This window comes from Breoghania sp. L-A4, from assembly GCF_003432385.1.
GTDB lineage: Bacteria > Pseudomonadota > Alphaproteobacteria > Rhizobiales > Stappiaceae > Breoghania.
Window position 1 is genome coordinate 1,282,883 of record NZ_CP031841.1, and the last position, 21,019, is coordinate 1,303,901.

Sequence of the window (21,019 nt, forward strand, 5' to 3'; positions counted from 1 at the left end):
CCCCAATGGGCGCTTGTCCTTCGTCCTCTTTGCACTAGGTTTTCCGGTATGGACGTTCTGATCTTTCTCATTCCGGTTGCGCTGCTGCTCGGAGCCCTCGGCCTCGCGGCCTTTCTGTGGTCGCTGAAATCCGGCCAGTACGACGATCTGGAAGGCGCCAAATGGCGGATTCTCTCGGACGATGACCTGCCGGAGGACGAGAGGGAACGACGGGAGTAGGCGATAGGGCTGGCTCGCGAATATGGAGCGTCATTCCGGACCGAGCGCGCGCAAAGCGCGCGTCGAGAGATCCGGAATCCAGGAAAAATGGGCGCGAAGCGCATCTATCGCGCGCCCAGCGCCAATTTGCATGCCTTTCAGTGTCTTGAAAGATCGCGTAGTGCAATGACGGCGCTGCCGCGCCGGCTGGTGCTGGATCCCGGATCTGGCCATGCGGCTTCGCCGCAGACCGTCCGGGGTGACTCTCAGCGCATGAAAAACCCCGCGTCCTTGCGGGCGCGGGGTTTTTCAGTCTTTTCGGAACCTTGTCCGGTCAGCCGCCGGCGGCGGTGAAGATGTCCTGATCCATTTTTTCGGCTGTCGCCGTGACATTGGGGTCGGTGTCGGCGCGCGGCAGATCAAGGCGGGTCCAGACATCGACCAGCGCATCGCGCAAGCTGTCGATCAGCACGTCGTCATGCAGCGGCGTCGGCGTGATGCGCAGGCGCTCGGTGCCGCGCGGCACGGTCGGATAGTTGATCGGCTGGATGTAGATGCCGTGACTGTCCAGCAGCATGTCGCTGGCCGCCTTGCACTTCTCCGGATCGCCCACGAGGATCGGCACGATGTGCGTCTCCGACGGCATCACCGGCAGACCGGCGGCCGAGAGCACATCCTTGGCGCGCTGCGCCTGACGCTGCTGCGCCTCGCGCTCTGTGCAGGATTTCTTCAGATGCCGGATGGAGGCGGTGGCCGCCGCGGTCAATCCGGGGGGCAGGGCGGTGGTGAAGATGAAGCCCGGCGCATAGGAGCGCACGGCGTCGACCAATGCGCTGGAGCCGGTGATATAGCCGCCCATGACGCCATAGGCCTTGGCCAGCGTGCCCTCGATGATGTCGATGCGGTCCATCACCCCTTCGCGTTCGCAGATGCCCGCGCCGCGGGGGCCGTACATGCCGACGGCGTGCACTTCATCGATATAGGTCATCGCGCCGTATTTGTCGGCCAGATCCGCGATTTTCTCGATCGGCGCCACGTCGCCATCCATCGAGTAGACCGATTCGAACACGATCAGCTTGGCGCGGTCCGGGCCCGCGGCCTTCAGCAGCTCTTCAAGATGCTCGAGATCGTTGTGACGCCAGACCTGCTTGTGCATGCCGGAGCTTTTCACGCCGGCGATCATCGAGGCGTGGTTGAGCTGGTCGGACAGGATCAGGCAATCGGGCAGCAGCTTGGCGATGGTCGAGATCGCCGCCTCGTTGGAGACGAAGCCGGATGTGAACACCAGGGCGGCTTCCTTGGCATGCAGGTCGGCAAGTTCCGCTTCCAGTTCCACCAGCGGGTGGTTGGTGCCGGAAATATTGCGTGTGCCGCCCGCGCCCGCGCCCATGCGGTCGACGGCGTCCTTCAGGGCGCCGGTGACGTCGGGATGCTGGCCCATGCCGAGATAGTCGTTGGAACACCAGACGGAAATTTCACGTTCCAGTCCGTTTTCCGCCCGCCAGATGGCATAGGGAAAGCGTCCCGATACCCGTTCCAGATCCGCGAAGACCCGGTAGCGCTTTTCTTCGCGCAGCGCGCCGACGGCCTTCTCGAATATGGCCTGATAATCCATCAGTCCGTCCTTTTATCAGTTCTAAACTACAAACTACCGTTTTCGGTCGCCGCTGTCGAATGCCAGTTTGTCGCGGAAATGAAATAGCGGCCCGCCGGAATCCCCGCAAGTCGCCATAAGACCGCATCCAACATCCGGCAAGCCGTCGGGAATTCGTATAAATCGCCACCCCTCCGGCGATTTTTCCGCAACGGGCGGCCCCGATAAGATCCGACGCTCTCCCATGAGACCGCGCATCATCGCCCCGGACAATGGCAAACCCCACACGCGTCCACCTTGATACAGATCATCCTGGCTGCGTGTCGTGCGTGGCGCCTTCGGAATTCGTGCGCGGCACGGCCAAGCACATACGGATTCCTAACGGTCTTTTCATATTTGTGAGGGATCTTGTGCAGACATGGAGGTGATACACGGTGAGTCTTGATCTGGCTTCGCTCACCTTTCTGCTTGTGGAAGACAGCGCGTATATGCGTACGATCCTGCGCACGATGTTGCAGGGGTTCGGCGCGCGGCGCATTGTCGAGGCAGAAGACGGCGCTTCCGGTCTGGAAGCGATGGAGCGCGCCAACCCCGATATCTTGATCCTGGACTGGGTGATGCCCATTCTGGACGGCGCGGACATGGTACGCATGATCCGCACGCCGCAGAATCCATTCGCCTATATTCCAATCATCATGGTCACCGGTCACACCGAGCGCTCGCGCATCATCGAAGCGCGCCGCCTGGGTATCCACGAGTTGCTGTCCAAACCGATTTCCGCCAAGGCGCTGTACCAGCGTGTGTCCACCGTGATCCTGCAACCGCGCGACTTCGTGAAGACGCCAAGCTATTTCGGGCCCGCGCCGCGCGAGATTCGCAACCGCCAGAAGATCTGGCAGGACACGGCCGCCTCCGGCAATTAGTGCTCGCCGGCATTGGTTCACATGACCGCGTTTGCCGGCATCGGCATAATGCATCCGTATTCTGTGGGATCGGTTTAGGGCGGCAGCGGTGGTAGAACGGGGACAGCCACGAAAACGTGGTCTTCCAAAAAGACAATGTCCCAAACCACTCGCGGCCAGCAGGTGCATCCCCCCCGAAGTATCCTGGTGGCCGCCTTATTTTCCTAACAAATCAGATCGTTGACGGTGCCTGCCCTCTTGAGCTTGCGGTGTCAGGAACGACGCTGCCCGCGTGCCACCAATCGGTGTCGCGCAGTTGAGTTGCACGACCATTCAGTCATGTTTTCGAATTTATCGGGACCGACATTCCAAACTCATAGTAGTTACTACGAATAAGTCACTATATTTACTAGTAAAATTTGACAATTAAAAAATAGATGAAGTTGTATATGGTAAACGACAAATGAATTTCCAATTTTTGCTGGAGGCTCGGTATTTCGGGCCGGACCGCTTTTGACGTTGCGAGGGTGCTCATGATGCAAGTTCGGAACGCGTTCGATGCACGGGACAGGGAACGTACCGTCCGGGATGCCGCGAATGGCGCGCTGGCGCATGAAAGCGAGCATCGGCTTGATCGCGACGGAACCGTTTCCGCCAAGCTGGCCGACATGCGAAAGCTCTCGGTGCTGCTCGTCGATGACGACGAGGTGGATGCGAAGTACATCTGTTGGGTGCTTGGCTGCATCAGCCGCTACAAGTTCGACATCGTGCACGTGACCTCCTCGGAAGAGGCGATTGCCGCCGACTCCGGGCGCCGTTTCGATCTCTACCTGGTCGATTTCTGGCTGATGCATGAGACCGCCATTCCGCTGATCGGCGAACTTGGCGAGATGCATTCGCGCGCGCCCATCGTCGTACTGACCAATCTCAACAATGGTGAAATCGAGGATCTTGGCATTCGCGCCGGCGCGCTGGGATTTCTGTGCAAGGGCGATCTCTCGGAAAAGGCGCTGGAGCTGGTCATCTCCTCCGCGCTGTTCACCCGGCAAGTGGAACTGGATCTCAAGCAACGGATTTCGGATCTTGAGGCGCAGCGGGACCACGCTCTTGCCGGCGGAAGCGCCGTCTGGCTGCAGGCGCTTTCGAATCTGAACGCTGTGTCGCGGACCTTCGATGCTGCGCTTTCCAGCGGCGCGGATGCGCGGAAGGACGAGGGCGCGGAGAACCGTCACGACGCTTTCGGCACGGTTGCCGGCGGGCTTGTCTCCGCCAGGCGCGAACTGCTCGATACCTTGTCGGGTGTGGGGAGCCCCGAGGCGATCGCACGCCCGTCTCAGCCTGTGGACGTGGGTTCAGCGATCGTGAGGGCTATCGAGGCCTACCGCGACGAAGCGCGCCTGAACGGTGTCGATCTCGCGTTCGAGGCGCCGCGGGAGCCGGTGCTGCTGGTCAGGCACCCCGCCGTCCTGCAGGCGTTCATCATCATGATGATCGATTGCGTGGCGCGGGGAAACCCGTCAGCCATTACGATTTCTGTGCGGATCGTCGATGACGCGATACCCGCCTGCGCGGGCAGTCTGCACATTGCGGTGACGCCCGAGGGCGGATCCGCGGCCCGTCCCTCCTGCATGCACATGGACACCTTGCGCCGTGTGGCCGCGAGCATCGGCGCCCGGATCGCCGGTCCCGGCGAGGATGCCGGTCCGCTCGGGGAACCGTGCTGCGACGCGCCTGACTCGCCGGGCGCTTCGCCGGTTCTCGTCCCGGCGGATGCCGGTCGGATCGGGGGCGGCGCGATCGTCGCGGTCGTGTCCGGCATGTCGTGACGCATTTCCGTCTTCACGCTATTTAAATCGATTGAAATTCGCGCTAGACCTTCCGCGAACGGGCTGCAGAGTCTTTCGACCGGAGCATGGTCGGGCCGAGACGATCGGTGGTATGGCTTGGCTCTGCGCCCACCCGCATCACAGCCGGAAAGAGCACCATGACCTCCGTCCCGCCTGCCGGCGCATCCGCCGGCCAATCATCCCCACTGTGTCGCTTGAGGACTTCGCGCGTGCGCGCATTGTGCCTGTGGTGCGCACGCCCACGCGTGATCAGGCCGAAACCGCAATCCGTGTTCTGGCGGACTGCGGCTTCCGGCTCATCGAGATGACGCTGACCACGCCGCAGGGCGAGGACGTGATCAGGCGCTTCGCGGATGCCGAGGGCGTCGTGATGGGTGCGGGTACCGTGCTGACCAGCGATCAGGCGCGCCGCTCGATCGACGCGGGCGCGCGCTTCCTCGTGGCGCCCGCCCTGCGGCCCGCCGTCGCCGACGTGGCGCGCGATGCCGGCATTCCGTTCTTCCTTGGCGCGGCGACGCCGAGCGAAGTGCTCGCCGCGCACGAAATGGGCGCGGCCGGGGTCAAGATCTTCCCCGCCGCCCAACTGGGCGGCCCCGGGTTCCTCAAGGCCCTGCGCTCGGTCTACCCGGATATTGCCCTCATGCCGACTGGCGGCATCACGGCGGACAACGCCAGGAGCTATCTGGATGCGGGCGCGATCTGCGTCGGCATGGGCGGCAAACTGGTTGATGTCGCCGCTCTGGAAGCCGGCAACACGGACGCCATTGTGCAGGCCGCCCGCCAGGCGCTGGCGGCGGTCTCGTGACAGGGGCGGAGGAGGGTGCCAAGCCCGGCGCCGCCGACATCCTGTGCATGGGAGAGCCGCTGGCGGAGTTTTTGCGCGCGGAGCATCCCCAGGTGGGCGTCTACTATCGTCCAGGCGTGGGAGGCGACACCTCCAACACGGCCATCGCCGCGGCGCGTCAGGGCGCGCGGGTCGGGTATCTGACAGCGCTCGGGCGTGATGATTTCGGTGATGCCATCCGCGATCTGTGGCGGGCGGAGGGTGTGGACTGTTCTCGCGTCGCGCTCAGCGATGATGCGCCGACCGGCATCTATTTCGTGCATCCGCACGAGAGCGAGCGGCATTTCATCTACTATCGCGCGGGTTCTGCTGCGAGCCTGTTCTCGGCATCCGACGTACCCGTCGACTACGTGGCGGGAGCCAAGGTCCTTCACGTCTCCGCCATTTCACAGGCTATCGGCGAGTGTGCCGCGGACGCCGTGATGCGGGCCATCGAGGTCGCGCGCGCGGCCGGAGTGGCGGTCTCCTACGACACCAACCTGAGGCTCCGTCTGTGGCCGATCGAAAAGGCCCGTGAGGTGGTGCATGCCGCGATGGCCAAGGCGGATCTGGCATTCCCGAGCTATGACGACGCGGTTCATCTGACCGGGCTCAGCGATGCCGACGCGATTATCGATTTCTATTTCGAGCTGGGCGCGAGAATCGTTGCGCTGAAGCTCGGGGCGAGGGCGCGCGGATTGCGACAGCCGAGCGGCGTGAGACCATCGCGCCCGTGGCGGTCAATGCCGTGGATTCGACCGGCGCGGGCGATGCCTTCGCGGGCGGCTTTCTGGCTTATTGGCTGGAGACTGGCGACCCGTTCGAGGCCGGCCGCAGGGCGGCCGTGGTCGCCGCGCACACGGTTGCGGGCTTCGGCGCGATCGCCCCGATCCCGCGCCGCGAAGCGGTGCTCGCGGCGCTGGGGGACGGTAAGGTCTGGCTTACTGAACGAATGTGTTCTTCAGCGTGCCGACGCCGTCGATGACGATCCGGACGTCGTTCGATGGCTCTTTCATGGAACCGACGCCGACGGAGGTGCCGCAGGCGATCACGTCGCCGGGCATCAGCGTCATGTCGTGCGACAGCATGCTGACGAGCCGGTGCGGCGGGAAGATCATGTCGGAAACCGGATAGTTCTGCCGCTCGTCACCGTTCAGTATCGTCTTGACGGACAAGGCCATCGGGTCGAGATCCGTTGCGATCACGGGGCCGAAAACGCCGAACGTGTCGAAGCTTTTCGACCGCGTCCATTGCGCGAAGGTCGGATCCTTTGAAATGATTTTCGCCGCCGTGACGTCGTTGACGCAGGTGTAGCCGAAAATATGCGCCGCGATATCGTCCTCGCCCACGGCGGTGCAGCGTTTGCCGATGACGATGCCCAATTCACCCTCGTAGACCACCGGGCCGTCATAGGACGCGGGGCGGCGGATGGTGTCGCCGTCTGCGATGAAGGAGCTCGAGGCCTTGAGGAAGAACAGCGGTTCCGCCGGCTCCGCCACCTCCATCTTGGCGGCGAGTGCGTGAAAATTGTTCCACAGGCAGATCATCTTGCCGGGATCGCACGGGGTCAGAACCTTGACCGTGTCCGTCGGGATGCGTTCGCCCGTGGGCGTGGGTGCATCGAACATGTCGCCCTGATGCACGGCGATCACATCACCGTCGAGTATTCCGAAGCCTGTCCGTCCGTCGTATTCAAACCGAAGCCAATGCGCCATTCAGTATCCCCCTCAAAATATTTAGCATGCCAATTTTCTTGGTCTGTGAGAGAAATATGGTTTGAATGGATGCAAAGCGCCACAGGACGAAAGGACACAGGGGGCATTGACGCGGCACCGTCGGCCGCGCTGACGTGCGGGGCGCAGTGCCAGAAGATGAGGGTTCAATGGCGAAGAGCCATGCCGGGAGGACTGAATGACGTACCCTAATCCATACGATCCGTTCGAGCGGACCGATCTGAGCGCCAATGAACAGACGGTGCTCGATTTCATGATCCATTGCATGCATGGCGACGACATGAGCCTGATCGAGCGGTGCGTGGCGCCGGATTACATCCAGCACACACCGGGCATTGGCCAGGGCCGCGAGGGCCTGCGCAGCTATCTCGTCAACATCGCGCACAAGCGGCCGGGCCGCCGCGACTGGCGGCCGATCCAGCTGTTTGCCTGCGGCGACATGGTGATCCTGCACAAGCTGCTGCGCCACGTGGTCATCGCCGATTTCGTGCGCTTCAACGACACCGGCCAGATGGCCGAGCACTGGGACGTGGTGCAACCGTTGCCCGAGTCGGGATACGATCCGATGAAGCCCAGCGAGGAGAACCTCGGGCGGTTCCGCGAACTGTTCGGGATGACGGATTGAGGACGGCTCATCAGTGCGGTGGGCCTCGCTCCGGCAGCGGGGCGGTGACCGATTGGCGGATACGGAGACTTCGATGACACTTTCCAACGACGCGCGGACCATGACGGGCGGCGAGGCGATTGTCGCCAGCCTGATCGCCAATGGCGTCGACCGGGTGTTCGGCATTCCGGGCGCGCAGATGTATCCGTTGTTCGATGCCTTGCAGCGCGAAGGCGCGCGGATCCAGACCATCGGCGCGCGGCACGAGCAGGCCTGCGCCTACATGGCCTTCGGCCAGGCGCGCTCCACCGGACGGCCGGCGGTTTATTCCGTCGTGCCCGGTCCCGGTGTGCTCAACACCTTCGGCGCCCTGTGCACGGCGGCGGGCTGCAACGCGCCGGTTTTGTGCATCACCGGCCAGGTGCCGGCGCCGTTCATCGGCCGTGGCCGTGGGCATCTTCATGAGCTGCCGGACCAGCTTGGGTCGTTGCGTGGTATCGTCAAATGGGCCGCGCGGATCGAACGTCCGGCCGATGCGCCGCGCATTCTCGACGAGGCTTTCCGTCAGATGCTTTCCGGCCGCCCGGGGCCTGTGGCGGTTGAAATGGCCTGGGACGTGATGGCCAGCTCGCAGCACGTGCGGCCGCTGCCCGGAGCCGAAATCGCTCCGGCCGAAGCCCCGCAGGCCGGAGAGGTCGAGAGGGCGGCAAACCTGCTGCGCAACGCCAGACAGCCGATGATCATGGTTGGCGGCGGCGCGCAGCACGCGGCCGAAGAGATACGCGCGCTCGCCGAGGCGCTCGATGCGCCAGTCGCGGCCTTGCGCAGCGGTCGCGGGATCATGCCCGAGGACCATCCGCTGGGTCTGTCGTCCTATGCGGCCCGTTGCCTGTGGCCGAAGATCGACGTGCTGATCGGCATCGGATCGAGGCTGGAGATGCCCTACATGCGCTGGGCCGGCATGATGGATCTTGTCGACAGGCCGCAGGCCCCGCCGCATCTGATCCGCATCGACATCGATCCGTCCGAGATGCTGAGGTTGCGCCCGCACGCGCCCATTGTCGCGGATTCAGCGGCAGGCGCAGGGGCGCTGCTGGATGCATTGCTGCGCGCGAAGCCGGATGCGGCGCGTCGCCCCGCCATCGCGGCGGCCAAGGAAGAAGCCCGGGCCGCGATCGCGACGGTGACCCCGCATGTGGACTATCTCGCCGTGATCCGCGAGACCCTGCCGCGTGACGGCATCTTTGTCGAGGAGCTCTGTCAGGCCGGTTTCGCGTCCTATTTCGCCTATCCGGTGTTTGCGCCGCGCACTTACATTTCCGCCGGATACCAGGGCACGCTCGGCTTCGGCTTCCAGACGGCGCTTGGCGTCAAGGCGGCCCACCCGGAGACTCCCGTCATCTCCATCACCGGCGACGGCGGCTTTCTGTTCGGTGTTCAGGAACTGGCCACCGCGAAGCAATACGGGCTGAACCTGGTCACTGTGCTGTTCAACAACAACGCCTACGGCAACGTGAAGCGCGACCAGCAGGTGGGGTTCGGAGGCCGGCTGATCGGCTCGGAGCTGGTCAATCCGGATTTCATGATGCTTGCGGCGTCCTTCGGGATCGAGGCGCATCGCGTGACTTCGCCGGAGGAACTCAAGCCCGTGCTGGCCGCGGCCCTTGCGGCCGATGCGCCGGTGCTGATCGAGGTGACGGTTGACCCTGCCGACGAGGTCGCGCCCTGGCCGTTCATTCATCCGCTTCAATAGATTCCCTTAAAAGTGACGCAGCGTGATTCTTTGATAGTGTTTCATGTGGCAATTATCACGGCGATGATATTGCCTGACGGCAACACTATTGTCTTCACCTGAATGTGGGAAGGTCTTTTGGAGGTTTGAAGATGTTTGTCGATTGTGATGAGCTGGCGGAAGCTCACATGCATCAGATAGAGATTATCGAAAAATCCGACTACGAAAACAGGCGCGCCGGGGAGTTAATCAAGGAAAAGCAGGGCTATGTCACCGCGAAGAAAAACGAGATCGCGCGCCTGAAGCAGGAAATGGAAACCATCGAAACCCGGCTCAAGGAATACGCTGAGAAGAAGAAAGCGCTTGAGGCGGAGCGCACGAAAAAGTCGGGCATGCTCGAGTGGAACAAGGACGAATGGGGAAACAAGCTCACCGAGGGCAAGCGCAGAGAGCTGTCGAACCGGGTTGAGCAGATCAGCAATACGCTCTGGAGCATGAGCGATCGGACCTGGGATCTGCGTGACAGGCAGCAGAACCTGAAGTGGTCCAAATCGGAAGATGAATCCGAGTTGCGCGACCTCAAAAATCGCATTGAGCAACTGAAGGAAAAAGCCGCAAACCATCGCGAACAGCGCGACAGAGCCAAGGAACGCAAACAGGAACTGTTGTACCAAATCCGGGAGAACTGTCCCGAGCACATCCTGCGTGCATCATAGCAACCGAATGCCGCCCGTCCGGTTCGTCGTATCCATGTGACAGGCCCCGGGATCCTGAAGATCCCGGGGCCTGTCTCTAACGCGAGTGGCTGAATGAATCGGAACGCTCAGTCGAACAGCGAATCGTTGGCCTTGAGCCGCTCGACGTAGTCGGCATAGGCCTTGTCGACGTCGATACCCTTGGCGCCGGCCGCCGTCTTCCACTCGTCCAACAGCGGCGCAGCGGCGTCGCGCCACATCTGCACCTCGTCGGAGGTCGGCTCGTAGAGGGTGTGTTCGCCGGAATCGATCATCTTCTGGCGCCCGCCCGCCTCGTTGTCGGCCCAGCCGGAAGAGAATTTCTCCGACCATTCCGGCGTGCAATGCGCGTCGATCACCGCGCGGTCCTGCTCTTCAAGTCCGTCGTAGACGCCCTTGTTGATCAACAGCGTCTGCATGGAGACATAGAACGGCATGTCGAGATGGTACTTCGTTTCGTTGTCGATGCCGAAGATGTACATCGAATTCCACGGGAAGGTGATGGCGTCGGCCGCGCCCTTGGCGATGGCCTCGCGGGCTTCGGGAGCGGAGACCTGTACGCTCGCGCCGCCGATCATGTGCACGAAACGGCCGATGGTGGCGTTGGCCGGGCGCACGTTCAGGCCCTTGACGTCGTCGGGCATGTGGATCGGCTTCTTGGAATGGATCGTGCCCGGGTCATGCGGATTGAGCACGCAGACCTTGACCTCCGGCATCTCCTGCTCGGCGTAGTCGAGATACCATTCGTGCATCGCCTTGGCGCCGCGCTTGGCGTTGTTGGCGTGAAACGGTATTTCCACGAGCGAGACGATGGGGAAGCGGCCGGCCTGATAGCCGGGATTGACGTAGCCGATGTCGGCGATGCCATGCGCGGTCATGTCGTAGTGATCGGGCGCAGGCCCCAATTGCTGGGCCGGAAAGATCGTGATGTTGATGCGGCCGTTCGATGCATTCTTGATCGACTCGATCCACGGTTCGATGCCTAGTTTCTGGATCGGATGGCTGGCCGGAACCCAATGCGACAGGCGCAATTCGACGGCCTGCGCCTGCGTTGCGCCGAACATCAGCGCGGCAGACAGAAGAATTCCCTTGGTGGTGCTCATATGTTTCTCCCCGGATGCAATTCGCTTGGACAGTCGCCGCGGTCGCGTTTTCGCGTGTTTTTGCGGAGACCCCTGCGATGCCAAGGCTATCGGCCCGCCTCTCGGTCGGCAAGTGAAACGTAAGTCCACTGCGGCATTACGGGTTGGATGCGCATGACGGTTGCGACGCCTTGAGAAAATGCCCGTTGGACATGCCGCGTCGGAAACGGGCCGCAAGTGCTGAATGTTCTTGCAGCGTTCTGCATATTGCAGCCGATGCGGTCACCTGTGATGTCGCAAGAACAGGCTGTAATTTCAATTGGATAAATGGTGCTGCCGCGGGGAATTGAACCCCGGACCTCTCCCTTACCAAGGGAGTGCTCTACCCCTGAGCTACGGCAGCGGACCGTTTTGGATCCCCGTGGACGGGTCGTCCGGGTCGCTCTCGGGTGAGGGCTGCCGGGTGGCTGGCGGGACCATGGGAGGCCGTTGCCGACGACGACGCGTTCGCATGTGATCGCGGCGGTATGTGCCATAGGCGCGGAGCCTGTGCAAGGGGAGATCCGCCGCGCCCGTGATTTTTCATGGGGCTTGCGGTGCGGATGCGGGTTTTCCTCATGCTCCGGCTGGGATATTCATGCCGCATGAGTGAAACCGAAAAGCCGGAAACAGGTGGAAAACGCTCCGCCAAGGAGCGGCGCGAACAGCGTCTCGCGGAGGCCCTGCGCGCCAATCTGCGCCGGCGCAAGGCGCAGACGCGCGAGCGGCGCAATCAGGACCGCGAAGCAGGCCCCTCCGGCAGCGGCGGGGAGACGCAAGAGCCCTGATGCGGCCCGCACCGCCGGGAACGCGCCCAAGCCGGCTGCCTTGTCTCCGCCGCAACCTTGCGATAGACGTTCGCCGGGCGTGTCGACGCCATTGCCATATGCCGTATTCCGTCATGTGGGAACGCGGCGCTCGGGGGTTCGATGCCCCGGACGTGCGGATCGCGGGGCCGTCGGATACCGTAGCCGTCATATAGTCAGTCAGTTTGCTTCGAACCGGGACACTTCATGGACAAGATCAAGATTGTGGGAGGCGCGCGCCTCAACGGCGTCATCCCGGTGTCTGGCGCCAAGAACGCGGCGCTGCCGTTGATGATCGCCAGCCTGCTCAGCGAGGAAACGCTGACGCTGGACAACATGCCGCGTCTGCGCGACGTGCAGCAGCTCACCCATATCCTGTCCAATCACGGCGTCGACTATTCGGTCAACGGCAAGCGGCCGGGTCAGGACGCGCTGACCGGCCAGACCGTGCATCTCACCGCCGGTTCGATCGTTGATACCACGGCGCCTTATGAACTGGTCTCAAAGATGCGCGCGAGCTTCTGGGTCATCGGTCCGTTGCTGGCGCGCATGCGCCAGGCGCGCGTATCGCTGCCGGGCGGCTGTGCCATCGGCACCCGGCCGGTCGACTTCTTCATCGAGGCTCTCAAGGACCTCGGCGCGGACATCGATATCGAGAGCGGCTATGTGGTGGCCGCGGCCAGGAACGGCCTTGTCGGCGGACGCATCCGTTTTCCCAAGGTGTCGGTCGGCGCCACCCATGTCGTGCTGATGGCGGCAAGTCTGGCGCGCGGTGAAACGGTGATCGAGAACGCCGCCTGCGAGCCGGAAGTCGTCGATGTGGCCAATTGCCTGATCGGCATGGGCGCGAAGATCGAGGGCGCCGGCACCCCCACCATCCATATCCAGGGCGTCGAGGGTCTGCACGGGCACCGGCATTCGGTGATCCCGGACCGGATCGAGACGGGCACCTACGCCATGGCCGTGGCGATGACCGGCGGCGATGTCATGCTCGAGGGCGCGCGCGCCGATCTGCTGGAATCCGCGCTGGACACGCTGCGCCAGACGGGGACGGAGATCACCGAGACCAATTCCGGCCTTCGCGTGCGGCGCAACGGCTCGGGCATCAGCCCGGTGGATATCACCACCGCGCCATTCCCGGGCTTCCCAACCGATCTCCAGGCGCAGTTTATGGCGCTGATGACGAAGGCCGAGGGCGCCTCGCGCATCACCGAGACGATCTTCGAAAACCGTTTCATGCATGTGCAGGAACTGGCCCGGCTCGGCGCGAAGATCAGCCTCGACGGCCAGGTCGCCACCGTGGAGGGCGTGAAGACGCTCACCGGCGCCCCCGTCATGGCGACGGATCTGCGCGCCTCCGTGTCGCTGGTGATCGCCGGTCTCGTCGCGGACGGGGAGACGACGGTCAACCGCGTCTATCATCTCGATCGCGGCTTCGAGCGGCTGGAAGAGAAGCTCACCCGCTGCGGCGCCTCGATCGAGCGCGTGTCGGGCTAGCGCCATTTCCGGAGCCTGTGGCATATGGCGAAACGGCGCCTTTCCGCCGCCTCCCTGCGATTTCTGGTGCAGCTGGCATTCCTGATTGGAGGCTTTGGCATCTTTGTCGTCCTTGGAAGCTGGCCGGGCGTCATGGCGGGCGCGGCGGTCTGCATCGGCGGCCTATGGTTGGGCAAGTCTCTGTTTCGCCGCCGCGCGACGCCGGAAGAGGTGCGGGCGGATCTGCGTTTCCGACGGGACACTGAGGACTGATGCGACCCAGCAGGCCGCATGCGCGCCTGTGACGGATTGTCAAACAGCCTGCGAGTCATTAGTTCAGGGCGGGCGAATGCGGACCAGCGGGCGCCGCCGCGCGGCGGAAAGCCGACGCGCGAGACCCGGCAATTCAGGAACGGACATTGACCAGCATCGATCAACTGAAACTCGCCGCCCTGGATGCAGAAGACCTTCAGGTCGTTTCCGCGCATGTGCAGGACGCGGTGGTCAAGCTCGCGGACATGCACTGGCAGCCGGCCGAGCAGCGCTTCATGCTCGTGGTCAACCGCTTTGTCTGGGACAGCGTCACGGGCAAGCGCCAGCGGCAGTATGAGCGGCGCCGGTCGGCCCTGCATTTCAACCGGGTAATGGCGGTGCGCTCCTCGGGCATCGATCGTTCCAACAAGGACGCGGTCCTGGAACTGCTGGCGCTGGCCTTCGAGGAATCCGAAGCGCCGGCCGGACAGCTGACGCTGGTGTTCGCCGGCGGCGGCGCGGTGCAGCTTGATGTGGAGTGCATCGAGGCGCAGCTTGCCGATCTGGGCGCCGCCTGGGCCACGGACAACAAACCCGAACATGACCTCGACGAGGCCTGACGGCTCTTAAACGTCGAGATGCGGTGGCGATGCCTGCGGACGGCGTGCGCCGGCAATGAGCCTGAACGGCAGGAGACAAGAACGTGGCGATCCGCCTGACCAGCACGGACAGTGATTTCGAGGCCCGCTTCGCGGCTCTTCTGGGCGCCAAGCGCGAGGTCTCCCACGACGTGGACGCGGCTGTTCGCGCCATCCTGGAGGATGTGCGCAGCCGTGGCGATGCCGCGCTGATCGATTACACGCAGCGGTTCGACCGGCTGGATCTGGGCGAGCGCGGCATCAAGGTGACGGTCGAGGAAATTGACGCGGCGGTTGCCGAGATCGATGCCGAGACCATGGCGGCGCTGACGCTGGCGCGTGACCGCATCCGCTCGCACCACGCCCGCCAGATGCCCAAGGATGACCGCTACACCGATCCCATTGGCGTGGAGCTCGGCTCCAAATGGACGGCGATTGAATCCGTCGGTCTCTACGTGCCCGGCGGCACGGCGAGCTACCCCAGCTCCGTGCTGATGAACGCCGTGCCCGCGCAGGTGGCCGGCGTCGATCGCATCGCCATGGTGGTGCCCAGCCCCGACGGCATTCTCAATCCGCTGGTGCTGGCCGCCGCCCGGCTGGGCGGCGTGAGCGAGATTTATCGTATCGGCGGCGCGCAGGCCGTGGCCGCGCTGGCCTATGGCACGGAAACCGTCGACCCCGTCGCCAAGATCGTCGGCCCCGGCAACGCCTATGTGGCCGCCGCCAAGCGCCAGGTCTTCGGCACCGTCGGCATCGACATGATCGCGGGTCCCTCCGAGGTGCTGGTCGTTGCCGACGCCGACAACGATCCCGACTGGCTGGCCGCCGACCTGCTGGCCCAAGCCGAGCACGACGCCTTCGCCCAGTCGATCCTGATCACCGACAGCGCGGAGCTGGCCGGACAGGTGGAGATTGCGGTCGAGCGGCAGCTCAAGACCCTGCCGCGCGCGGAAATCGCCGGCGCGAGCTGGCGGGATTTCGGCGTGGTGATCGTCGTCGACGATCTGGCCGCCGCCGTGCCGCTGGTCGACCGCATCGCGCCCGAGCATCTGGAACTCGCGGTTGCCGATCCCGAGGCCATGCTCGCGCGGGTGCGCAACGCCGGCGCCGTCTTCATGGGCCGCTACACGCCGGAAGCGGTGGGCGACTATGTCGGCGGCTCCAACCACGTGCTGCCGACGGCCCGTTCCGCGCGCTTCACCTCCGGTCTCTCGGTGCTGGATTTCGTCAAGCGCACCTCGATCCTGCGCTGTGATCCGGATACTCTGCGCGCGATCGGACCTGCCGCGATGCGTCTGGCCGCGGCCGAAGGGCTGGATGCCCATGGACGCTCCGTGGCGATCCGGCTCAATCTCTAGGGCAGTCCGGCCGGCTGGACCATCGGGACCTGGTGCGCAAATCGGCCCTTTGAACAAATGAAGGATGGATCGCGCGCACCATCGCGGCGACACTTCCGCGCGACGGGATATTCTGGCACGGCGAACTTGGACACGGCAGGCATCGGCGCATGAGCACGGGCGGGGCGGGAGAGAACAGGGTGAGGGACAGCGCGCGTCTGATCGCAATCGATCTCGACGAGACGTCGATCGAGCGCTCCACGCCTGACATTGAGCACGAGCGCGCCGTCGCGATCTACGATTTGCTGGCCGACAACCAGTTCGAGCCGGCCGGCGATACCGGCGGCCCTTACAGGCTGAAGATCGCGGTGGTGGAAAAGAAGCTCGTCTTCGCGGTGGAGCGCGAAAGCGGCGAGCCGGTAGTCACCCATATCCTGTCGCTCGGGCCCTTCCGGCGTATCGTCAAGGATTACTTTCTCATCTGCGAGAGCTATTTCGAGGCCATCAAGACGGCCACGCCGAGCCAGATCGAGGCGATCGACATGGGCCGTCGCGGGGTGCACAACGACGGCTCGCAGCTGCTGGTCGAGCGGCTGGAGGGCAAGATCACGGTTGATTTTGACACCGCGCGGCGTTTGTTCACGCTGGTCTGCGCGCTGCATTGGAAGGGTTGAACGGCATGCGCGAGGCGCCCCCGGGGGCGATGATCGCGGCGCGCCGACGCCCGATGCTCCGGATCCCGGTCCGGAGGCCGGCGGCGCGCCAGCCCGGCCGGGCGCGGTGCTGTTTGTCTGTGGCATGAACGCGGTGCGTTCGCCCATGGCCGCAACCATCGCCCGGCACCTGTTTCCGCGTCAGATCTATGTGGAATCGGCCGGCGTCCGCAAGGGCGAGCGCGATCCCTTCGTCGCCGCCGCGATCGAGGAAATCGGCCTCGATATCAGCGCCCACGAGCCGCATACGCTGAAGGAGCTCGAGGACACCAATTTCGATCTGGTCATCACGCTGGCGCCCGAGGCCCATCACATGGCGCTTGAACTGACCCGCACGCAGGCGCTGGATGTGGAGTATTGGCCCACCCCCGATCCGACGCTGGCCACCGGCAGCCGCGAGCAGATCATGGATGCCTACCGCGCGGTGCGCGATCAGCTGATGGCGCGCATCAAGCAGCGCCTGGGCTGGCGGCCGTCGCCCAGCGGCTAGCGCTTGCGCGCGCGCGCGCGCGCGCGCCAAGGCGGCGGAACCCCGTCGGCGGGCGGGCGTCAAGCATCCGCGGAACATTCTTTTCGCGTTGCCGCGCTGATCTTGAAGCGATTTGGCGGGAGGGAATGGGAATACGTGCGCGGCACCGTCTTTGGACTGTTCCATTTCTCGCGGCAATCCGCTAGGTTCGCGCGCACATTGGAACAGGAGAGCCAGGAAACCGAATGGCTAAAGAAGAAATATTGGAATTTCCGGGCATGGTCACGGAACTTCTGCCCAACGCGACCTTTCGCGTAAAGCTGGAAAACGACCACGAGATCATCGCGCACACCGCTGGCCGCATGCGCAAGAACCGCATTCGCGTTCTTGCCGGCGACAAGGTGCTCGTTGAAATGACGCCCTATGACTTGACCAAGGGCCGCATCACCTATCGTTTCAAGTAGATGTTGCAAGGTCGCCACCGGGGGCGTTTTTCGCGCGTATGGGGCTGCATGGGCGACAGGACGCCGCCGCGGTTCCGGGGCTCCGGAGCCGGTTTGCGGTGCGCAAGCGGCTCCCTTTTTGCGACAGATGCTCATCTCGGGGCGGCCGCGGGCTCTTTCGGCTCGCAGTCTGACCATTTTCATGCGTTGACGGGTTGTGCGCGATGACGGATCGCAAGTTGCTGGTTCTTGCCTCAGGGTCGCCTCGGCGGCTCGCTTTGCTTGAGCAGATTGGAATAAAGCCGGACTACCTGCTGCCGTCGGATGCCGACGAGACGCCCGAAAAGAACGAGACGCCCCGGGCGCTCGCCGCCCGTCTGGCGCGGATCAAGGCGGAGACCGCCCGCCGCTCGGCCGAACGCGACGACGAATACGCCGGCGCGCTGGTTCTCGCCGCCGATACGGTTGTCGCCGTCGGACGCCGCGCACTGCCCAAGGCGGAGCTGTCCGAGGAAGCCGAACAGTGCCTGCGGCTTCTGTCCGGCCGCGCGCACCGGGTCTATACCGGACTGTGCCTGATGGCGCCCAACGGCGCGGTCCGCCAGAAGCTGGTCGAGACGCGTGTGCGTTTCAAGCGGCTGTCCAGCGAGGAAGTGGACGACTACGTCGCCTCCGGCGAATGGCGCGGCAAGGCCGGCGGCTATGCCATCCAGGGTCTCGCAGGCAGCTTTGTCGTCAAGCTGGTCGGCTCCTACTCGAATGTGGTCGGCCTGCCGCTCTATGAGACCGCGAGCCTGCTGGGGGGCGCGGGATACCCGTTGCGCGCCAACTGGAGCGATCCGCTGTCGATGGCGGAAGGCTGAGCGTGACGCGCGCGCGATGCCGCAATTGGTGACGCTGGCCACGCCCCGCGCGCCAGAGTTATCCTGCATCGATGGAGCCCCGCCTCACGCGGCGCCCTGATCCATTCCAAACCTGCCTTGGCGGACAATGCGATGAGTAACGACACCGAAGATCCTGCAAAGGGCCCCGCCTCCGGCGGCGAGACCGAGGAGACGCGGCCCGCGCGCCGCGCGCGGCCCTGTCCGAACTGCTCGAAACTCTCGGTCGATAAATTCTACCCCTTCTGCTCCAAGCGCTGCGCCGACGTCGACCTGCACCGCTGGCTCAACGCGGCCTATTCCGTGCCGGTTGTCGAACTCGACGACATCGACCCCTCGCAGTTCGAGGAGTAGCGTGGCGCGTGCAGCGCCGAAGCCGGGACGTGCGGGGGCGATTGCCTTGCGCCGCGGCAATGCCTTGGCGTTGAACGGAAATCGCGCGCCGCCGGCGTGTATTTTCGGGTCCGCTGCGCGGCGGTGCGGCAATTCGGATTCAGCGTTGGATAAATGCCAGCGAGGCGCTGGACAGCGGCAATAGCCTTCTCTATAAAACGCGAACCTCACGGGACGGCGCCAAGGCGCTCAACGCCCCGGACAGGCCCGGATAGCTCAGTTGGTAGAGCAGCGGATTGAAAATCCGCGTGTCGGTGGTTCGAATCCGCCTCCGGGCACCACTTCCCCCATTGAAATCATTGGCATTCTCGTTCCGCTGCATTTCGCAAGCCTCCGAGTTTGACGTTATTTTACGTCCGGTTTGACAACTTTTGTTCGCCGGCTGTTCACTTCCGCCTCCAGACTGGCGGCGACGCCGGTCATCTTCTGGCGCAGGTTCGCGCCCTTCGAATAGTGCCGCGCCATGGCCTCGGTCTTCTGCCCGAGCGCGTCGGCAATGCTGCGGTCGTCGTAGCCGAGTTCCTTCAGAATCACCGCCACGGTGTGGCGCAGGCCGTAGAGCGTCAGGCCTGGCTGCACCTTGCCTTCCTTCTCCAGCCGTTCGCGCAACGGCCGCCATGACGCGCGAAAGCCGCTCACGGTCCAGGGACGGCCGCGAGAGTTCGCGCAAAGGGTGATGGCGTCGTGCTCCGGGGCCGCGTCCAGGGCGTCCCGCAAGGGGCTTATGGCCGGCCAGAACACCGGCTCCCCGGTCTTGCTTCGCCTGGTGGCGATGTCGCCGTCGCGATAGAACGTGCGGGGCAGGGTGAGCGCATCTTGCGGCCCCAGCCCGGTGAACATCATCAGGGCGATCGCCGGCAGCATCTGCGGCGATGCGGCTTCAAGCACGGCGTGGCGTTCGGAATCGGACCATGGCCGGTTGGCGTCGGGAGTGCCCTTCGGCTTGCGCACGTTGCGCACGCCCAGGGCCGGGTTCTCCTTCAGGTATCCGCGTTCCTTGCCCCATGAGAACAGCGAGGAAAGAACCGCCCGCACATAGTTGGCGAACCGCCGCTTGCGCCTGTGTTCCGTCTTGTCGCGCAGCTTGACGATGAACGGCGTCGTGAAGCGCGTCAGCGGCGTGTCGCGGATCGGCTGGAGATAATCGAATACCCGCTGGTAGTCGGAGCGCGTTCGCGGGGCGAGATCGAGAAACGCCGGGCTTGCCCGGTACTTTTCGATCAGTCCGCCCAGGGTGCCGGGCTTCGACGGCGGTGCTTCCAGCGCGTTGATGCGCGTGCATTCGGCGAGGAAGGCCGCAGAGCCGAGCGGGGCATTGTCCAGGTTGACCGGCGTCCGGCTCTTGCGGTGGTAGCACCGCATCTTGCCGAACCGGTCGCGAAAGATCTGGAAGCCCTTGATGCGCACGATGCTCATGACGGGTCGAGCCTGCCGAGAATGGCGTCGTCGCTGTCCGCCGCGCCGGTCTTGAGGCTTTCCAGCCATGCGTCCAGGTCGCGCACGTCCCAAAGCAGCGCGCCGCCGGGGAACTGCACGGGCGCAACCGGGCAGACCGTCGCCAGTTTCGCCGCCGGCAGTCCGCAATAGGATGCCGCTTCCGACTTTTTCAGCATCCGGTAGGGCTGCACCTGCAGGTTCAGCTTTGCTGTTGCCATAGCCTTGTCTCCAAATGAAAGCGGTCTGCGGTTGCCTGGAAGGGCATTGCGGCGGCAGGCAACCGCTTGAGGCGGGACCGCGCCGCCCCTCGCACCCCGCCGCTAGATCGCATGTCCCAAAAGCTTGACGCGTGCCGTGGCGTCCGTGGTCGCAGCGTCCGCGATCGCGGTTCCAATGCGCATGTTGCCCGTCGAGGTCGGGGTGGTGACCTTGGCGGATGCGTCCCAATAGGCCGGCGCGCCGGCCGCGAACGCCGCGCCGGCTTCCTTGGCGATATCGAACACGCCCTCGGTGACCAGCTCCACCTCCGCGCCCTCGGCCGCCGTGATCGCGGCCACGCCGAACAGGTGATCGATCAGAACGCCGTCGCCGGAGGTTGCCCCGCCGCTCGGCGCTGTGGCGGTAATCGTCCCGCCGGCTTGCACAAAATTCTGCATGGCTCACAGTCCCTTTGTGGAATTGATGTAGACGGTTCGCACCGGTTTCCTGCCCTGGAGCGCGGCAATGCGGCGTTCCAGGGCGTCGATTGCGCCGGCCATTTCGGCGTCCGACTTGTAGGCGACCTCATCCTCGCCGTAGCGCACGCTGCGGATGCCGCATTCGCGGGCGTCGCGCAGCTTGTCCAGGCGCGTCTGCAGGGCTTCAAGCGTTTCGGCCATGGCTCAGC

At 64.2% G+C, this 21,019-nt stretch carries 24 protein-coding genes, 2 tRNA genes and 1 pseudogene; 19 read left to right on the top strand and 8 right to left on the bottom strand.

The window, feature by feature from the left end; all coding sequences use genetic code 11:
• Positions 1–48 precede the first annotated feature (48 nt).
• Positions 49–219, top strand: a complete 171-nt coding sequence (gene ccoS, locus D1F64_RS05975) for a cbb3-type cytochrome oxidase assembly protein CcoS (RefSeq protein ID WP_117411675.1) — start codon at positions 49–51, stop codon at positions 217–219.
• 313 nt (positions 220–532) lie between these two features.
• Here the strand turns inward: ccoS and hemA are convergent, their stop codons facing one another.
• On the bottom strand, positions 533–1,813 hold the full coding sequence (gene hemA / locus D1F64_RS05980; protein WP_117411676.1) for a 5-aminolevulinate synthase: 1,281 nt from the start codon (positions 1,811–1,813) through the stop codon (positions 533–535).
• A 467-nt stretch (positions 1,814–2,280) separates the two neighbouring features.
• Here hemA and D1F64_RS05985 point away from each other — a divergent pair, with 467 nt between their 5' ends.
• From D1F64_RS05985 to D1F64_RS06000, 4 genes and pseudogenes are all read left to right on the top strand, one after another.
• A complete protein-coding gene (locus tag D1F64_RS05985) occupies positions 2,281–2,715 on the top strand; it encodes a response regulator (protein ID WP_248304752.1) in 435 nt (144 codons plus the stop codon).
• A gap of 512 nt (positions 2,716–3,227) precedes the next feature.
• Positions 3,228–4,520 (top strand): response regulator, encoded by a 1,293-nt coding sequence (locus D1F64_RS05990; protein ID WP_117411678.1) that lies wholly within the window; start codon positions 3,228–3,230, stop codon positions 4,518–4,520.
• 112 nt (positions 4,521–4,632) lie between these two features.
• Positions 4,633–5,346, top strand: a complete 714-nt coding sequence (locus tag D1F64_RS05995; protein WP_162901333.1) for a bifunctional 4-hydroxy-2-oxoglutarate aldolase/2-dehydro-3-deoxy-phosphogluconate aldolase — start codon at positions 4,633–4,635, stop codon at positions 5,344–5,346.
• Between the two features lie 47 nt (positions 5,347–5,393).
• A pseudogene (locus tag D1F64_RS06000) lies at positions 5,394–6,349 on the top strand (sugar kinase).
• Here the strand turns inward: D1F64_RS06000 and D1F64_RS06005 are convergent.
• Positions 6,306–7,079 (bottom strand): fumarylacetoacetate hydrolase family protein, encoded by a 774-nt coding sequence (locus D1F64_RS06005; RefSeq protein ID WP_117411680.1) that lies wholly within the window; start codon positions 7,077–7,079, stop codon positions 6,306–6,308. The pseudogene D1F64_RS06000 and the gene D1F64_RS06005 overlap by 44 nt on opposite strands.
• Before the next feature lie 196 nt (positions 7,080–7,275).
• Here D1F64_RS06005 and D1F64_RS06010 point away from each other — a divergent pair, with 196 nt between their 5' ends.
• The 3 genes from D1F64_RS06010 (at position 7,276) to D1F64_RS06020 (ending at position 10,149) form a co-directional block, all read left to right on the top strand.
• A complete protein-coding gene (locus D1F64_RS06010) occupies positions 7,276–7,722 on the top strand; it encodes a nuclear transport factor 2 family protein (protein ID WP_117411681.1) in 447 nt (148 codons plus the stop codon).
• A 73-nt stretch (positions 7,723–7,795) separates the two neighbouring features.
• The gene (locus tag D1F64_RS06015) at positions 7,796–9,454 is read left to right on the top strand and encodes a thiamine pyrophosphate-dependent enzyme (protein ID WP_117411682.1); all 1,659 of its coding nucleotides are present in this window, start codon (positions 7,796–7,798) and stop codon (positions 9,452–9,454) included.
• 131 nt (positions 9,455–9,585) lie between these two features.
• Positions 9,586–10,149, top strand: a complete 564-nt coding sequence (locus tag D1F64_RS06020) for a hypothetical protein (protein WP_117411683.1) — start codon at positions 9,586–9,588, stop codon at positions 10,147–10,149.
• A gap of 107 nt (positions 10,150–10,256) precedes the next feature.
• Here D1F64_RS06020 and D1F64_RS06025 read toward each other — a convergent pair whose 3' ends face one another.
• Both D1F64_RS06025 and D1F64_RS06030 read right to left on the bottom strand, forming a co-directional pair.
• Entirely contained in the window at positions 10,257–11,270 is a 1,014-nt protein-coding gene (locus D1F64_RS06025) for a TRAP transporter substrate-binding protein (protein ID WP_117411684.1), read from the bottom strand.
• A 307-nt stretch (positions 11,271–11,577) separates the two neighbouring features.
• A tRNA-Thr gene (locus D1F64_RS06030) sits at positions 11,578–11,652 on the bottom strand.
• Between the two features lie 241 nt (positions 11,653–11,893).
• Between D1F64_RS06030 and D1F64_RS06035 the strand changes: the two genes are divergently transcribed.
• From D1F64_RS06035 to D1F64_RS06085, 11 genes are all read left to right on the top strand, one after another.
• Positions 11,894–12,076, top strand: a complete 183-nt coding sequence (locus tag D1F64_RS06035) for a hypothetical protein (RefSeq protein WP_117414461.1) — start codon at positions 11,894–11,896, stop codon at positions 12,074–12,076.
• 225 nt (positions 12,077–12,301) lie between these two features.
• Complete coding sequence (gene murA / locus D1F64_RS06040) at positions 12,302–13,591, top strand: UDP-N-acetylglucosamine 1-carboxyvinyltransferase (RefSeq protein WP_117411685.1); 1,290 nt, start codon at positions 12,302–12,304, stop codon at positions 13,589–13,591.
• Between the two features lie 24 nt (positions 13,592–13,615).
• Complete coding sequence (locus tag D1F64_RS06045; protein ID WP_117411686.1) at positions 13,616–13,843, top strand: hypothetical protein; 228 nt, start codon at positions 13,616–13,618, stop codon at positions 13,841–13,843.
• A 155-nt stretch (positions 13,844–13,998) separates the two neighbouring features.
• Positions 13,999–14,442 carry a DUF2948 family protein gene (locus D1F64_RS06050; RefSeq protein WP_117414462.1) on the top strand — a complete coding sequence of 148 codons (444 nt, stop codon included), beginning with the start codon at positions 13,999–14,001 and terminating at the stop codon, positions 14,440–14,442.
• Between the two features lie 83 nt (positions 14,443–14,525).
• Positions 14,526–15,818 (top strand): histidinol dehydrogenase, encoded by a 1,293-nt coding sequence (gene hisD, locus D1F64_RS06055; RefSeq protein ID WP_117411687.1) that lies wholly within the window; start codon positions 14,526–14,528, stop codon positions 15,816–15,818.
• A 179-nt stretch (positions 15,819–15,997) separates the two neighbouring features.
• A complete protein-coding gene (locus D1F64_RS06060; RefSeq protein ID WP_248304641.1) occupies positions 15,998–16,471 on the top strand; it encodes a UPF0262 family protein in 474 nt (157 codons plus the stop codon).
• Between the two features lie 106 nt (positions 16,472–16,577).
• Positions 16,578–17,000: a low molecular weight phosphatase family protein gene (locus D1F64_RS06065; protein WP_117411689.1), complete on the top strand. Its 423-nt coding sequence runs from the start codon at positions 16,578–16,580 to the stop codon at positions 16,998–17,000.
• Positions 17,001–17,224: 224 nt separating this feature from the next.
• Positions 17,225–17,443 carry a translation initiation factor IF-1 gene (gene infA / locus D1F64_RS06070; RefSeq protein WP_117411690.1) on the top strand — a complete coding sequence of 73 codons (219 nt, stop codon included), beginning with the start codon at positions 17,225–17,227 and terminating at the stop codon, positions 17,441–17,443.
• Positions 17,444–17,646: 203 nt separating this feature from the next.
• Positions 17,647–18,285, top strand: coding sequence for a Maf-like protein (locus D1F64_RS06075; RefSeq protein WP_117411691.1), 639 nt, complete (start codon positions 17,647–17,649; stop codon positions 18,283–18,285).
• A 132-nt stretch (positions 18,286–18,417) separates the two neighbouring features.
• Complete coding sequence (gene yacG / locus D1F64_RS06080; protein ID WP_117414463.1) at positions 18,418–18,657, top strand: DNA gyrase inhibitor YacG; 240 nt, start codon at positions 18,418–18,420, stop codon at positions 18,655–18,657.
• 244 nt (positions 18,658–18,901) lie between these two features.
• A tRNA-Phe gene (locus D1F64_RS06085) sits at positions 18,902–18,977 on the top strand.
• A gap of 64 nt (positions 18,978–19,041) precedes the next feature.
• Here D1F64_RS06085 and D1F64_RS06090 read toward each other — a convergent pair.
• From D1F64_RS06090 to D1F64_RS06105, 4 genes are all read right to left on the bottom strand, one after another.
• The gene (locus D1F64_RS06090) at positions 19,042–20,112 is read right to left on the bottom strand and encodes a tyrosine-type recombinase/integrase (protein ID WP_117411692.1); all 1,071 of its coding nucleotides are present in this window, start codon (positions 20,110–20,112) and stop codon (positions 19,042–19,044) included.
• Positions 20,109–20,351, bottom strand: a complete 243-nt coding sequence (locus D1F64_RS06095; protein WP_117411693.1) for a hypothetical protein — start codon at positions 20,349–20,351, stop codon at positions 20,109–20,111. Before D1F64_RS06095 ends, D1F64_RS06090 begins: the two co-directional genes overlap by 4 nt.
• Before the next feature lie 102 nt (positions 20,352–20,453).
• Complete coding sequence (locus D1F64_RS06100; protein WP_117411694.1) at positions 20,454–20,789, bottom strand: DUF2190 family protein; 336 nt, start codon at positions 20,787–20,789, stop codon at positions 20,454–20,456.
• Positions 20,790–20,792: 3 nt separating this feature from the next.
• Positions 20,793–21,011 (bottom strand): hypothetical protein, encoded by a 219-nt coding sequence (locus tag D1F64_RS06105; RefSeq protein WP_117411695.1) that lies wholly within the window; start codon positions 21,009–21,011, stop codon positions 20,793–20,795.
• Positions 21,012–21,019 lie beyond the last annotated feature (8 nt).

Excerpts from the sequence above, each read along its gene's own strand:
- D1F64_RS05990 (WP_117411678.1), top strand. The coding sequence starts at position 3,228 with ATGATGCAAGTTCGGAACGCGTTCGATGCACGGGACAGGGAACGTACC.
- D1F64_RS06095 (WP_117411693.1), bottom strand. The coding sequence starts at position 20,351 with ATGGCAACAGCAAAGCTGAACCTGCAGGTGCAGCCCTACCGGATGCTG.
- D1F64_RS06090 (WP_117411692.1), bottom strand. The coding sequence starts at position 20,112 with ATGAGCATCGTGCGCATCAAGGGCTTCCAGATCTTTCGCGACCGGTTC.
- D1F64_RS06010 (WP_117411681.1), top strand. The coding sequence starts at position 7,276 with ATGACGTACCCTAATCCATACGATCCGTTCGAGCGGACCGATCTGAGC.
- D1F64_RS06015 (WP_117411682.1), top strand. The coding sequence starts at position 7,796 with ATGACACTTTCCAACGACGCGCGGACCATGACGGGCGGCGAGGCGATT.
- ccoS (WP_117411675.1), top strand. The coding sequence starts at position 49 with ATGGACGTTCTGATCTTTCTCATTCCGGTTGCGCTGCTGCTCGGAGCC.
- hemA (WP_117411676.1), bottom strand. The coding sequence starts at position 1,813 with ATGGATTATCAGGCCATATTCGAGAAGGCCGTCGGCGCGCTGCGCGAA.
- D1F64_RS05995 (WP_162901333.1), top strand. The coding sequence starts at position 4,633 with ATGGCTTGGCTCTGCGCCCACCCGCATCACAGCCGGAAAGAGCACCAT.
- D1F64_RS06045 (WP_117411686.1), top strand. The coding sequence starts at position 13,616 with ATGGCGAAACGGCGCCTTTCCGCCGCCTCCCTGCGATTTCTGGTGCAG.
- D1F64_RS06075 (WP_117411691.1), top strand. The coding sequence starts at position 17,647 with ATGACGGATCGCAAGTTGCTGGTTCTTGCCTCAGGGTCGCCTCGGCGG.
- D1F64_RS06100 (WP_117411694.1), bottom strand. The coding sequence starts at position 20,789 with ATGCAGAATTTTGTGCAAGCCGGCGGGACGATTACCGCCACAGCGCCG.
- D1F64_RS06020 (WP_117411683.1), top strand. The coding sequence starts at position 9,586 with ATGTTTGTCGATTGTGATGAGCTGGCGGAAGCTCACATGCATCAGATA.
- infA (WP_117411690.1), top strand. The coding sequence starts at position 17,225 with ATGGCTAAAGAAGAAATATTGGAATTTCCGGGCATGGTCACGGAACTT.
- D1F64_RS06105 (WP_117411695.1), bottom strand. The coding sequence starts at position 21,011 with ATGGCCGAAACGCTTGAAGCCCTGCAGACGCGCCTGGACAAGCTGCGC.
- yacG (WP_117414463.1), top strand. The coding sequence starts at position 18,418 with ATGAGTAACGACACCGAAGATCCTGCAAAGGGCCCCGCCTCCGGCGGC.
- D1F64_RS05985 (WP_248304752.1), top strand. The coding sequence starts at position 2,281 with ATGCGTACGATCCTGCGCACGATGTTGCAGGGGTTCGGCGCGCGGCGC.
- D1F64_RS06025 (WP_117411684.1), bottom strand. The coding sequence starts at position 11,270 with ATGAGCACCACCAAGGGAATTCTTCTGTCTGCCGCGCTGATGTTCGGC.
- murA (WP_117411685.1), top strand. The coding sequence starts at position 12,302 with ATGGACAAGATCAAGATTGTGGGAGGCGCGCGCCTCAACGGCGTCATC.
- D1F64_RS06035 (WP_117414461.1), top strand. The coding sequence starts at position 11,894 with ATGAGTGAAACCGAAAAGCCGGAAACAGGTGGAAAACGCTCCGCCAAG.
- D1F64_RS06005 (WP_117411680.1), bottom strand. The coding sequence starts at position 7,079 with ATGGCGCATTGGCTTCGGTTTGAATACGACGGACGGACAGGCTTCGGA.